Source organism: Sporosarcina sp. ACRSM (genome assembly GCF_022346545.1).
Classification (GTDB): domain Bacteria; phylum Bacillota; class Bacilli; order Bacillales_A; family Planococcaceae; genus Sporosarcina.
Genome location: NZ_JAKRNU010000020.1, coordinates 24,869 through 38,271, shown reverse-complemented (window position 1 = coordinate 38,271; position 13,403 = coordinate 24,869). Strand labels below are relative to the sequence as shown.

Sequence of the window (13,403 nt, the reverse complement as noted above, 5' to 3'; positions counted from 1 at the left end):
GTAGTGAATGAAACCGACTCCTACGAATTCCCGTAAAAAGAACGTGCCACCCACATTCTTTGCTGGAGCATTTCCATTCATTTGGTAGGAAACCCCCACTTCAAAAACGGAACGTTTTAAGTGGGGGAGGTTCATGAAATTATCTTTTACAATTCCTTTTTTCCTTTCACTAGCTTCAACGTCGCGACAATCAGAAAGCTGACAATGACTAATAAAACCCATGAACTTACTTTACCTAGATGGACAAGACTCCATGCAGCGGTTTGGTTTGGATATTCCCAAGCACCAAAGAACGTTGCGATATTTTCGGCAATCCATATAAAAAATCCGATTAGTATAAAAGAAAATGCAAGTGGCATACGATAACATTTTCCATTTACTTCGTATGTGACCCATGATCGCCAAAAGACAATTATGACAAGTGCAGCTAACCACCAACGAATGTCAATCCAATAATGGTGGGTGAAAAAATTCAAATAAATCGCTGCTGTAAGAGGGACCACTACCAAAAAGGGCGGCCACTTCACTAGGTCGACATTCAACCTTCTCCATGCCTGGCAAAGATAACTTGCCACACTTGCATACATGAATCCGCTGTACAAAGGGACACCGAAAATTTTGAAGTAACCTTCCTCCGGATAAGACCAGGAGCCCATATGTGTTTTGAAAATTTCAAGGGCGAGTCCAATCAAGTGAAATAAGGTGATTACCTTTAGTTCATCCCGTGTTTCAAGCCCAGAATGTACCATCCACCACTGCATGAGGAGGCAAATGATGAGCAGCCAATCATACCGCGGCAGGAACGGAAGGGGCATGACTTTAGTCAAAGCTAAAGAGGCAAAAATAACGACAGGGAACAAGCAGGATAGAGCCTGTTCCCAACCAAAACGAACAAGTTGTTTGAGCGCGCTCAACATTCGTACTTTCAACGTTTTTTTCTGAGAATCATTCTGGATCGTTACTTGCATGTGTCAGTCACCTCGATTTCTCAATCATCACTTCTGTATTCTAAAATATCGCCGGGTTGGCAGTCTAAAGCCTTGCAAATCGCTTCTAAAGTAGATAATCGAATGGCCTTCGCCTTTCCATTTTTCAATATGGAAAGATTGGCCATCGTGATGCCAACCTTCTCTGAAAGTTCGGTGACGCTCATTTTCCGTTTAGCCAGCATTACGTCAATATGAATGATAATCGCCATTGTTTTCACCTCAGACCGTTAAATCATTTTCTGATTTTATTTCAATTGCTTCTTGTAATAGTTTTTGGAGGGCCGCAGCAAAGACCGCAATGACCATTGAAGCAAAAATAATGACCATCCCGATGACGATGAATCCAGGGGCATCGTCTACCTCCGCTATGAGATAAAAGAGGGGCATGCCGAGGACATAGATAATGCTAATTGCGATTGCACAGCGTTTTATATTCCTTAAAGCTTTTACCGATAATGCCGAGAAGGCTTTATTCTTGTCAATATAGCTTAGCAGTTTAAATGCTTGATACAGTGCAATATAAAAAGGGATCGCTGCTGCATACAGATCAAGATAAACGTAATATTTCATTAAGGCGATGTCTGGATACAATTCCGCTGCAAAATTCGCAAGCTCGGGCACCAAAAAGACGCACAAAGCAAGAATGGGGAGTCCGATAAGAATAACGGCTATTTTTAAAAATAGGGTTGTTCCTTGTTTCATAAAAAGCACCTCGCTGATTTATTGTTAAATTGAATTTAACACGTATTTTATCGTTTTACAATAAAAAAATATTGAAAAGGGTAAAATTTTTGTTGTCATGAGAAGGGAGCAGCATAGAGTGTATACAAAAAGATAGACAACTCTAACAGTTTTCCTATACAATTATCTCGAATTGGAGATAAAATGAAAGGTTCATTCCTCGCTGATTATGTAGAGGTATGAGAGATATAATGGACCTAATATGAATTCCCTCAGACAGAGGACAATAGAAAGGAATGGTTGCAATGCTTTCGATTGATCCGGCTCAACAGACCGAAAGAGAAAATTATAAGTTTTTGATAGGGAGTATTATTCCAAGGCCAATCGCTTTCGTTACGACTCTTTCCAAGGATGGGGTAGTGAATGGGGCACCGTTTAGTTATTTTAATATTGTATCCGCCAATCCGCCGCTAATTTCATTGTCGATCCAACGATTGGAGGGAAATCAAAAGGATACAGCGAGAAATATTCTCGCATCCAAAGAATTCGTCGTCCATATTGTGGACGAACAAAATGTTGGACAGGTCAATGAAACAGCCGCCACTCTCCCGCCTGATCGAAGTGAAGTTGAACTGGCAAAATTGACGCCCATCGAGAGTTTGAAAGTTGCTGTTCCAGGGGTCAAGGAAGCCAAAATTCGGATGGAGTGTGTCGTAGAGCATACCTTGGAATTGGGAGATTTGGATTCTCCTAGCTGTGATTTGATCATCGGCAAGATCGTGCAATTCCATATAGACAGTGACATTTATGAAAAGGGGAGAATTGATCCGAGAGGGTTGGCTGCCGTCAGCAGGTTAGCTGGGCATGATTATGCGGAAATCGGTGAAGTTTTTTCAATCAATAGACCGAAATAAGAGAAGCGCTACGTTCTAAACAATGCAAAATTGTTTTAGAATGGGGCGCTTTTTATGTTGGTCAGAAAATTACTTAAAAATTTTATTGAGAATGGCAATCAAGTAGAATATAATTAGTTGAGATTGATTCTCATTCTTAATGAAATGAAGAGCGGAGGAAAATAAAGATGAAGAAGTTTATATTTGCAATGCTGGCACTCCTATTCGTTTTAGGAGGATGTGCAGAAAAAGGGAAAAGTGGTCAAACGAATTCGAATCAAAGCGAGACGAATGAAAAAATAGAAATCACCCATGCATTGGGAACCGAGACATTTGACAAAGTACCTGAACGGATTGTCGTTTTGGAATGGAACTTTGCGGAGGAACTGCTTGCATTAGGCGTTCAACCCGTTGGCATGGCGGATATTGAAGGGTTTAACAAATGGGTGAAAATTAGTGAATCTATTGCGGACGATGTTGTAGATGTCGGGACTCGCCAAGAGCCGAATTTAGAAGAAATCGCCAAACTAAATCCGGACGTGATCATTACACTGTCCAGTAACCATGGCGCCATTCAAGATCAACTTACAAAAATTGCACCGACTATTTTCTATGACACGGTTTCGCCAGAAGTGACGAAAGATTTGTACCAAAACACATTTGATTCGTTTAAGACGACTGCAAAACTGCTAGGTAAAGAAGCAGAAGCGGAACAACTCATCCAACGATTAGATGAGAAATATGCAGAAGCTGCGAAAAAAATCGATGAGCTCAATTTACCAACTAGGGAGTTCTTGTTCACACAAGCCTATACAGTCAACCAAGCACCAACTTTCCGTTTGTTCACGAAAAACTCCATGGTGAGTCATGTGCTTGAAAAAGTAGGTTTGGAAAATGTGATTAAAGACAATACAGATGCACCTTGGGGCTTTATTGACGCCAACGTCGAAGGGGTTTCAAATTATGAAGATGCACTTTTCATTCATGCTGTTCAACAGGATGACCCGCTATTCGATAACTTGCAAAACAATAAAGCTTGGAATGAATTAGCCTTCGTCAAAAATGAGCAACTCTATGATATCGGTGGAGATACATGGACATTTGGGGGCGTATTATCGATGGAGACATTAGTGGATAATTTACTACGTGCATTGCAAAAATAACATGAAGAATGACAAACGAAAATTCATTACGATCGGTTTTTTAGGTTGTTTGCTCTTTATTTTATTAGGGACGATTCATGTCAGCCAAGGCCAAGCTTCTGCTGGGTATTTTAACTTTTGGCAGCGGCTTTGGCACGATGAGCAGCAACAAAATTTTCTGCTGCATAGCCGTTTGCCGCGATTTGTCATCGGATGTTTGGCGGGCTCTTCCTTAGCGGTTGCAGGAATGCTCATGCAAACGATGACAAAGAACCCGCTGGCAAGTGCAAGTACATTAGGGATTCATTCGGGAGCTTATTTCTTTGTGGTAGCTTTCGCGGTTTTCTTTCCGCATCTCAGTGGAAAGCACCCTTTATTCCTTGCTTTTGGAGGCGGGTTGGTGGCTGCGATGCTCGTATGGGGTTTAGTCGGGAAGACGCTGGATCCCGTACGGGTCGCTTTAACAGGAATGATTGTGAGCATGCTTTTTGCGTCCTTCACAGCTGCTTTGCAACTGCTATTTGCAAATGAAGCATCAGGTTTGTTTTTATGGGGATCGGGGACTTTGCTTCAATTAGATTGGTCAGGCGTTCAATTTGCATGGCCATGGATTGGCATCGTGCTCCTCATTACGCTGGCGATTAGTCGTAAACTGGATGTTTTATTATTGAATGAGGAGGCCGCGATTGGAATTGGTGAAAAGGTCGGGTTGATCAAGCTCGTCGGTTGGCTAGCCGCCATTTTCCTAGCGGCTATTACAGTCGCGGTAGTCGGGCCGATCGGTTTTGTCGGTATTATCGCTCCCCATGTCGTTCGGTTACTCGGATTGCGGTTACATTTTTCCATGATCCTAGGCAATATTGTTGTGGGGGCTTTGCTTCTCGTTAGTGCGGATATATTGGTACGGATTATTTCTCAGACATCGGAATTACCGGTTGGCGCTATGACTGCTCTTATTGGCGGTCCTTGTATTGTATATTTAGCGATGAAAATGGGGCGTTCCGTCCGGGGGAAATCCTCTCCATTGGGCGGGCATGTTTTATTTCCGAAAAAGGGACTCGTTTATGGTGTCTTATTGATTATCACCATTTGTCTATTTGTCGTCAGTTTGCGGTTTGGCGGGACCGAATTTACGCCGTTTCATTTGCTTGGACAAGAGCTCGCGCATAATGCATACGTATGGAATTTCCGCGTACCGCGTATTCTCGTCAGTTTCTTGGTAGGGATGCTTATGGCTGCCGGAGGCGTTCTGTTTCAATCGGTTTTGCGAAATCCGCTTGCAGATGCATCCGTGTTAGGGGTGACCTCCGGTGCAGGGATGACGGCGATGCTGTTCATGATTCTGTTTCCGGGTTTAGCGTATTTATTTGTACCGATCGGTGCAGTTGCAGGGGCTTTTGTCGTGATGGGACTCATTCTGACCTGTAGTTCCCGAGGCGGTTTTCAGCCTGTTACGCTTCTATTAATCGGCGTTTCAATCTCGGCTGTCTGTTCCGCAATCATTCAAATCCTCATGGTTAAATCCAAACTGTATGCAGCACAAGCATTGACATGGCTGTCTGGGAGTACGTATGGGAGTTCATGGGATCATGTATGGATGGCGCTTGTCACGGGCATTATTTTATTGCCACTTATTTATTATTTCTCAAGGACGTATGATGCGTTAATTTTCGGGGAAGAAGTGGCGATCGGTTTTGGTATCCATACAAGCAGACTCCGTTTATGGATGATTATTGTTGGAGTGATCATCTCCGCGATCAGCGTTTCGATTGTCGGAACGATCGGTTTTATCGGTTTGCTCGCTCCGCATGCCGCGAGGCGGATTGTTGGCATCAAGCACCAAGCCGTTTTCCCGGTCAGTATTTTGCTTGGTGGCATGCTGTTATTGGCGGCAGATTTTTTAGGACGTTATGTACTGGCACCCAACGAGGTTCCGGCCGGCTTACTCGTTTCCATAGTCGGTGCACCATATTTGCTGTATTTATTAAAGAAAAGTGGGCAAGTGAAAGTAAGATAGGCATTGAAAGTGTACCGTGTCGCAGGGCAATGTTGGATTGTCCTACAGCACGGTGCTTTTTTGATTGATATGGGAGAGGTATTCAAATGCGGTAAAACCACGATTATATCGGACTCTTTAAAAAGTATGTAGATGAAACTAAACAACTTCCAAGCCGACTAACTCAATATAAGTTAGAGGGGGGCGAAGAAATGAAGAAAAGAATGGGATTCGTACTGATTGCAAGCGTTTCAATCTTTTTTGCCGCATGTGGAACCGCTGAAAATGATCAGGAACACCTTACATTACAGAGCAATAAAAAAGCTGTCAGTGAGCGAGAAATTATTGCAGAACTTGAGCAGACGGCGACCGAAACGCCAATACGGGACGCAGCGGCAAAGAAACAACTGGAAAGTGATGATTTTAAAAGTGGGTTCTACGGTGAGCCATCGGTGGAACTTGAGGAAGATATGGCAGTTCAATCAATTGAAGCTTTAGCCGTGTCAGACGCGATCGAAACAGTATATGGTAGTCATGGAGCATTCCGAAAAGAAGGCGTTTTATTTATAGAAAATCAGTCCCAAGGTGCGGAACAGTCTGGCGTTTGGATTGGAATAAAAGAACCTGATGACCGTCTTGATGAATTGCAAAAAATATTACAAGCGAAAGTGGATGCCGGAGAGATTCTAGCGAAGCCGATTTATTTTTATCGTAGCGATTACGCGGAAATGGACTTGGAGCTCTTGCAAGAGGACGTGTTGAATGCACTTAAGCCGATGCAATCCGGACGCGGATCGTTTGGTATTTCTACAGATACGAAGACAGGCAATATTGAAATTGCTCATGACTTCTTAAAAGAAGAACAACAGGCGGATCTGAGAAAACAGTTTGCAGGTTACACCATTCATTTCGAACAGCAAGGAAGACTAGTTGCGGAACCTGGCGAGCCAACAACGACGTACCCAGATCGGCCATTTACGGAAACTCCTTCGAAGGAAGGGACGTACGTTATGCAGGTTGATAATGAAAAAATGCTTGTTGTCGACACAATGCCAAAGAATTTCAATTCGAATGGGAGCGGGGAAGATTTTTATGATGCGGTGTTTTTCACATATCCAAATGCAGCCGAAGAGTTAAAAGTGGGTCAGCGGGTTAAGGTGGAGGTTACTGGTTTTATTTTGCATTCTTATCCGGGACAAGGGAGCGCGAAGTATGTAGAAGTGCTTCCTGAGTACAAGCCGAAAAATGCGAAGCTCTCAGAATCAGAAGTGATTGAAAAAGTGATTGAAATTACAAAAAAGAAGTCAGACGGCTGGATGATCATTCGCTCTATTGCGTTTGATGAAGAAAAAGCTGTTTGGAAAGTTGAGGTCAAGCAAGGTGAACAGGACGATGAAATGGAAATCAGAGATGAATGAAAAGTACCGGGTTCCGAGCTTGATTTGGAACCCGGTACTTTTCAATTCTACAGTTATAGAAAGTGAGGGTTTTTCTGTCACAATATAAACTTTCCTTGAGAATTCAAGTATGATAAATAATAGAATACTCAATCGTTTGATTTTTTAGGTTTTTGGAATAGGGACATATGGCGAGGACGATAGACGCTGTAAATAGAATGCCAATTGCCAGAATGTCTTAAACAGGCAATGAACATTTAAAGAAAGATAGGTGATTATATGGAAAAGCTTGAAATGTTAGAGCTTGAGCTTGATGCTCTAGTAAGAGCATCAAAAGATAACATTGTCATTACGGATGGAAAAGGGGTCGTGTTAAGGGCTAGTCCCAATAGCAATGGCATTTATGGAGCGGATCCTTTGTCCTTGATCGGGAAGTCGGTGACTGAACTTGAAGCGGAAAATGTATTTTCACCTTCTGTAACCAAAAAGGTATTGGAAGAGCGTAAGGAAGTACAGGTAATGCAGCATACTGCAACCGAACGATCGGTCATGGCAACAGGGATTCCGGTCTTTGATGAAGCAGGTGAGATTATTCGAGTTATTAGCTTTTCACACGACTTAACAGAACTTCAACATTTAAAAGAGGACTACGAAGAATTACGAACAAAAATGGAAAGGTATCAATCGGAAATTCAAGAACTGAGAGAAAAAGACCATGGCCTGGAAAATATGGTCATCCAAAGTAAGTCTATACAGAGAGTGTGGCAACTTGTACAGCGAGTGGCAAAGTCTGATGCTTCAGTTGTCTTTCTAGGAGAATCCGGAGTAGGAAAAACCGTATTTGCCCGGGCGCTTCATAAAGGAAGTCAGCGACAAAACGAAACGTTTATTGAGGTGAATTGCGGGGCGATTCCAGAGTCCTTATTCGAATCCGAAATGTTTGGCTACGAAGCAGGTTCGTTTACGGGTGCTAACCAAAAAGGAAAGCCGGGACTCATTGAGCTTGCCGATAAAGGGACGCTATTTCTCGATGAAATTGGAGAGCTCCCACTCCCGGTTCAGGCCAAGTTGCTAAAAGTGCTTCAAGAGAAAGAAATTACTCGAGTAGGGGGAATAAGATCAAAAACCATTGATTTTCGATTAATAGCCTCGACTAACCGGAACTTGGAGGAAATGGTGAAACAGGGGAAGTTTCGACAGGACCTTTATTATAGACTAAACGTGATATCCATAACCATTCCTCCATTAAGAGAGCGTAGAGAGGATATTGCGATGCTTTCGCATTATTATTTACAAACGTTCAATGAAAAAAATGCGATGAGCAAGTTTTTTCATGCGGCAACCATAGAAGAACTTGTTGCTTATGATTGGCCGGGAAATGTGCGTGAGCTTCAGAATATGGTAGAGAGGCTTGTCATTACGGCAGAGACAACAACCATTTATCCTGACTCATTACCCTTTTACATCCAACAAGAACGCCATCCAGGAACGGGTAACTTACACATTGCGGAACTGAAGGAAAGGGGTGCCACCTTGCAAGAAGCCCTGGAGGAAGTTGAAATCCGTTGGTTGAAGCGAGCTATTAGACAATATAAGACTACATATGAAATGGCGGAATACCTTGGCGTGAATCAGTCAACGGTTGTTAGGAAGCTTAAGAAATACGGTATTAATGCAAAAATGCATTAAAATGCAGAATGGCATTAACGGCGATTGGGTTAATGCGTTATTGCATGAGGATTCTGCTGATTTCCCCCTGTTTTTCTAATGTTTCACTTTGGCATAGTTCTTGCATTTATAAAGTTGGATGCAAAAATTTTTAGAAAACTGGGGGAATTGTGATGTATCAACCAAAAGACTCTTCGAAATCACCACGTTTTTGTGGTATACGTACATTCATGAGATTAGAACAAATTAAGACGACAGATCATGTAGATTTTGTTGTATTAGGCGTTCCTTTTGATACAGCAGCTTCAAATAGAACGGGACAACGATATGGCCCGCAACATATACGTAATTCTTCAGTCTTGCTTCGCCCTTACAATCCGGATATGGATATTGATATTTTTGAATACTGTTCCGGTGTCGACTACGGGGATATTGATGTCATCCCTGGGAATATCCATCGTACATACGATAACATGGTTGCGGAACTTGGGCCTATTCTGGAAAAAGGAATCACTCCCATTATAATGGGGGGCGACCACTCCATTTCGCTAGGAAACCTGCGTGCTTTTCACAAAAAATATGGTCCGGTTGCACTTGTTCATTTCGATTCTCATGGTGATACATGGGATGATTATTACGGAGAAAAGTATATGCATGGCACACCGTTTCGCCGTGCAGTAGAAGAAGGGCTTCTGGATGTTGACCATTCGATTCAGGTGGGGATGCGTGGTCCGCTTTATAGCCCGGATGATATAGAAGATGCTCGGAAATTAGGCTTTGAAGTAATTCCGATGAAAGAAGTGAGGGAGATTGGATTCGCAGAAGTCATGCGACGCATCCAATCTCGTGTTGGGGATCGACCTGTATTTGTTTCTTATGATATTGACTTTGTTGATCCGGCGTATGCTCCAGGTACGGGTACACCTGAAGTCGGTGGACCGACAAGCTATGAAGCGCTAGAGTACGTGAGAGGTTTAGATGGACTCGACATTGTTGGATTTGATTTAGTGGAGGTTCTACCGACTTATGACAGTAGTGAAATTACAGCTGCATTGGCATCTGCTGTGATGTACGAAATGATTACGTTGACAGCGTTGAAGAAAAAGCGTCTGCAGTCGTTAGTACATTCAGCTTCCAATCAATCCGAATGAATGACAAACCAATTTTCTAATCGTACAAGAATGAGACATAATCTACTATGTATCATTCTTGTACATCTATAAGACCGAATATTTAAAATTGTTTACCGTACTCGCGTTATCCTCTTAGACGATGGAGATTATTTCATGCCGTCTAACTCGGTAATTGACAAGAATCTATTCTATGGAGAGTGGTTAGTCAGTGAATATAATTGATGTTTTAATAATGGTTGGATATTTTGCTGTGCTGGTCGGGGTGGGGATAATTGGATCCAGGAGGGCGAAGACAGCGGAAGACTACATATTAGCCGGGAGAAATCTAGGGTTTTTTATGTATTTTGGCTGTCTAACGGCCGTCATTCTTGGAGGCGCTTCCACAATTGGATCGGCGCAACTCGGTTACAAATATGGATTATCCGGTATGTGGCTTGTATTCATGCTCGGCTTTGGCATCATGCTACTTGGTCTCTTTCTCATTAAACGCATCACAAATTTCAAAGTAATGACGATTAGTGAATTTTTAGGGAAGCGTTTTAATGCGCAGACACAATTAATCAGCGCTCTTGTCGCTTCCATTTATGCGATGATGGTGACGGTGACTCAAGTTATAGGAATGGGAACAATTTTAAACGTATTGATTGGCTGGAATTTGACTATATCGATGCTTGTCGGCGGAGGAGTCGTTCTTTTTTATACGATACTCGGGGGCATGTGGTCGGTTACCATGACGGATATCGTTCAATTTTTAGTCATGACGATTGGAATTTTCGTTTTCATGCTACCCATGAGCATATCGAGTGCAGGAGGTTGGAGTCAACTTTCGCTTCAGTTGCCAAATACGTATTTCAGTCTTTCTGGAATCGGCTCAACTCAAATATTTCACTATTTCTTATTGTTTGGGCTTGGTATGGTAGTGGCTCAAGACATTTGGCAACGTGTTTTTACTGCGAAAACAATCAAAATTGCCCGTACGGGAACTGTCTTTGCCGGAATTTATAGCTTGTTGTATGGATTAGCTATAAGTGTAATCGGAATGTGTGCATTTATCGTCCTGCCGAATCTCCAAGACACTCAAAATGCTTTCGCTAGCATGGCTACAGAAACGCTTCCAGTCGGTATTCTTGGCTTTGTACTCGCAGGTGTCATTTCGGCCTTGATGTCCACAGCATCAGGAACATTACTTGCTTCCTCTACATTAATTACGAATGATATCCTAAAAACCTACTTTTTCAAAAACATCAAAGATAAACAATTCCTGATTCTTTCAAGAACTGTTACATCCATCATTGGTATTGCAACGATTGTTTTCGCACTTTGGATTCAAAATGTACTTGTTGCTCTTGACGTGGCGTATGCCGTATTATCAGGGGCCGTTTTTGTACCTGTTATTCTTGGATTCTTCTGGAAAAAGGCGACGGCGAAAGCTGCTTTTTACTCGATTATCGCTAGTACCATCACAATCCTGACCGGCCTCGCTATCGAAGGGATATCATCGACCAATCCTATCCTGTATGGGATTGCAACCAGTGTTGTTGTCATGGTACTTGTTTCGCTGGTTGGCCAATATCAGAAACAATCAGTCCCTGATTACCAAGGGAATGTTAGCAGCGGGGTGGATCGGATTGACTCGTGATATGAATAGGTTGTAATACGGATGTTGTTAAAACAAAACGAACCTCCCAAAGCAGTGAGGTTCGTTTTATCATAATCAAATTAAGCTTTTTACAACTTTCGACATCGTTCCACCGTCTGTTTTCCCAGCAAGCAATGGTTTTGCAATTTTCATGGCTTCACCCATGTTCATGCCTTTGGTGATTCCGGCTTCTGTCAATAGCGCTACGATTTCGTCTTCGCTCAGTTGTTTTGGTAAGAAGCTTTTGAGCAGTACTAATTTTGCTTCTTCCTGTTGGATCAAGTCGTCTCGTTGTGCTTTTTGTGCACCTTCTAGAGCCTGATTCGTCTGCTTGATTTCCCGATTGACGATGGCTGTTTCTTCTTCGGTTGAAAGGGCTTCACCTTTTTCTTTTTCGGCAAGATCTAGCGCTGACTTCAATAAGGTTAGTACACCTTTAGAAAGCGTATCTTTTTCCCTCATGGCCTTTTTCAATTGTTCGAATACAGTTGTCTTTAACATTTTTCGATCGCCTCCCACTTAGTGTTTAAAAGTATAAAAGAGGAATATGCGAAAAGCAACAAATGATGATTTATTTGCGCTTCATACTCCGAATTTGTTCTTTTGTTTCCTTGTCGACGCGGTAAGACTCTGTGATTTTTTGTAAGGCTTTATTATAGGTGAAATCGTCAAGTGTATTCTTGTTCAAATAACTCATCGTCAGTTCAGGGAGTTTCACGTAACAGATGGAAATGGCCCACGCAACCGCCATTTTCACATAATAGCCTTCATGCTTGATCCGATCGAGCGATTGAAGGACCTTGTCAATATAGGCATCGTCAATGTAATAGTTCAGGAGCATGACAACGCCGAATCGTATTTCATATTCTTTTTCAGAAGATAAATAAGGCTGCAAGTATTCCCAAACACGTTCCTGATTGACCTTTGTAAACTTCAAGCCAATGCAGAAGCTGTCACAAACCGACCAATTATCAATCTTAGGGACAAATGCAGTGATATAAGATAAAATTTCCTCGATATCCGCTTTTACATAGCCAAGGACCATTCCTTGTAGCATGACGTCCTCAAAATACTCACTTTCGGTGGTTTCCAAATACGTACGCCAATCACTTTTGGCAATCTCCTTGGCAATTTTGCGTAGTGCCGGCAACCGGACCCCTAAAACATTATCGATTGTAGGTATCAGCTTGGAGGCAAACTTTTGATAATCTTCATCAATGAGTTCGAAAATTTGTTGACGATAATTATTTTCCATCATTGCACCTCATCATTTTTCCAATGCTAATAATTGCTTTTTCATGTCCAAGCCGCCCCGAAAGCCTGTCAATTTTCCATTTTTCCCAATGACGCGATGACAAGGGACGATGATTAAAACTGGATTGGCGCCAATTGCTGTTCCGACGGCACGCACTGCTTGTGGTTTTTGGATGCTTTCTGCAATGTTTGTGTAGGAAACCGTTTGGCCGTACGGTATTTCTTGCAACGCTTTCCAGACCGTTTGTTGAAACACAGTGCCATGGAGATCCAAAGGTAATGAGAATTCTTTGCGTTTCCCTTCGATATAGTCGATCAATTCAACTGCATAGGGCTTCACAGTCAGTTCATCTTCTACTAGATGGTGGTCGGGAAGTCGTTTATTTGTCCATGCAGCAAGCTCATCGAAAGGGGAATTTTGAGGCCCGACATAACAGAGCCCTTTTTCTGTGGCGGCAATATACATCTTCCATTGTCCATGATTTAACAATGTCCAATAGACAATTTTTTCATTGTTTTGGTCCATTTTCATGTTCCTCCGATAGGATTTTTAGTTGGCATTTCTATTTCCAGTATACCCGCTCTTTCTCCATGATTCATAATCCAATAAA

General features: G+C 42.3%; 13 protein-coding genes. 7 read left to right on the top strand and 6 right to left on the bottom strand.

The window, feature by feature from the left end; all coding sequences use genetic code 11:
- Positions 1-146: 146 nt before the first annotated feature.
- The 3 genes from MHZ95_RS20525 to MHZ95_RS20515 all read right to left on the bottom strand — a co-directional run bounded on the left by MHZ95_RS20525 (position 147) and on the right by MHZ95_RS20515 (position 1,691).
- Positions 147-914, bottom strand: coding sequence for a DUF817 domain-containing protein (locus MHZ95_RS20525; RefSeq protein ID WP_239392658.1), 768 nt, complete (start codon positions 912-914; stop codon positions 147-149).
- Between the two features lie 74 nt (positions 915-988).
- A complete protein-coding gene (locus tag MHZ95_RS20520; protein ID WP_239392655.1) occupies positions 989-1,198 on the bottom strand; it encodes a helix-turn-helix domain-containing protein in 210 nt (69 codons plus the stop codon).
- Positions 1,199-1,208: 10 nt separating this feature from the next.
- Positions 1,209-1,691, bottom strand: a complete 483-nt coding sequence (locus tag MHZ95_RS20515; protein ID WP_239392654.1) for a DUF2975 domain-containing protein — start codon at positions 1,689-1,691, stop codon at positions 1,209-1,211.
- A 284-nt stretch (positions 1,692-1,975) separates the two neighbouring features.
- Here MHZ95_RS20515 and MHZ95_RS20510 point away from each other — a divergent pair, with 284 nt between their 5' ends.
- From MHZ95_RS20510 to MHZ95_RS20480, 7 genes are all read left to right on the top strand, one after another.
- A complete protein-coding gene (locus MHZ95_RS20510) occupies positions 1,976-2,584 on the top strand; it encodes a flavin reductase family protein (protein ID WP_239392657.1) in 609 nt (202 codons plus the stop codon).
- Between the two features lie 167 nt (positions 2,585-2,751).
- Positions 2,752-3,726 carry an ABC transporter substrate-binding protein gene (locus MHZ95_RS20505; protein WP_239392653.1) on the top strand — a complete coding sequence of 325 codons (975 nt, stop codon included), beginning with the start codon at positions 2,752-2,754 and terminating at the stop codon, positions 3,724-3,726.
- A 1-nt stretch (position 3,727) separates the two neighbouring features.
- Complete coding sequence (locus MHZ95_RS20500; protein ID WP_239392652.1) at positions 3,728-5,722, top strand: iron ABC transporter permease; 1,995 nt, start codon at positions 3,728-3,730, stop codon at positions 5,720-5,722.
- 191 nt (positions 5,723-5,913) lie between these two features.
- Positions 5,914-7,119: a DUF3221 domain-containing protein gene (locus MHZ95_RS20495; protein ID WP_239392651.1), complete on the top strand. Its 1,206-nt coding sequence runs from the start codon at positions 5,914-5,916 to the stop codon at positions 7,117-7,119.
- 258 nt (positions 7,120-7,377) lie between these two features.
- Positions 7,378-8,787: a sigma-54 interaction domain-containing protein gene (locus tag MHZ95_RS20490; protein ID WP_239392650.1), complete on the top strand. Its 1,410-nt coding sequence runs from the start codon at positions 7,378-7,380 to the stop codon at positions 8,785-8,787.
- Positions 8,788-8,939: 152 nt separating this feature from the next.
- Complete coding sequence (gene speB, locus MHZ95_RS20485; protein WP_239392649.1) at positions 8,940-9,917, top strand: agmatinase; 978 nt, start codon at positions 8,940-8,942, stop codon at positions 9,915-9,917.
- 190 nt (positions 9,918-10,107) lie between these two features.
- Complete coding sequence (locus tag MHZ95_RS20480; protein WP_239392648.1) at positions 10,108-11,538, top strand: sodium:solute symporter family protein; 1,431 nt, start codon at positions 10,108-10,110, stop codon at positions 11,536-11,538.
- A 75-nt stretch (positions 11,539-11,613) separates the two neighbouring features.
- On the opposite strand, the gene MHZ95_RS20475 is transcribed toward MHZ95_RS20480, so the two are convergent.
- From MHZ95_RS20475 to MHZ95_RS20465, 3 genes are all read right to left on the bottom strand, one after another.
- Positions 11,614-12,039: a GatB/YqeY domain-containing protein gene (locus MHZ95_RS20475; protein WP_239392647.1), complete on the bottom strand. Its 426-nt coding sequence runs from the start codon at positions 12,037-12,039 to the stop codon at positions 11,614-11,616.
- A gap of 70 nt (positions 12,040-12,109) precedes the next feature.
- Positions 12,110-12,793 (bottom strand): DNA alkylation repair protein, encoded by a 684-nt coding sequence (locus MHZ95_RS20470; protein WP_239392646.1) that lies wholly within the window; start codon positions 12,791-12,793, stop codon positions 12,110-12,112.
- Between the two features lie 12 nt (positions 12,794-12,805).
- Positions 12,806-13,318, bottom strand: a complete 513-nt coding sequence (locus MHZ95_RS20465) for a methylated-DNA--[protein]-cysteine S-methyltransferase (protein ID WP_239392645.1) — start codon at positions 13,316-13,318, stop codon at positions 12,806-12,808.
- Positions 13,319-13,403 lie beyond the last annotated feature (85 nt).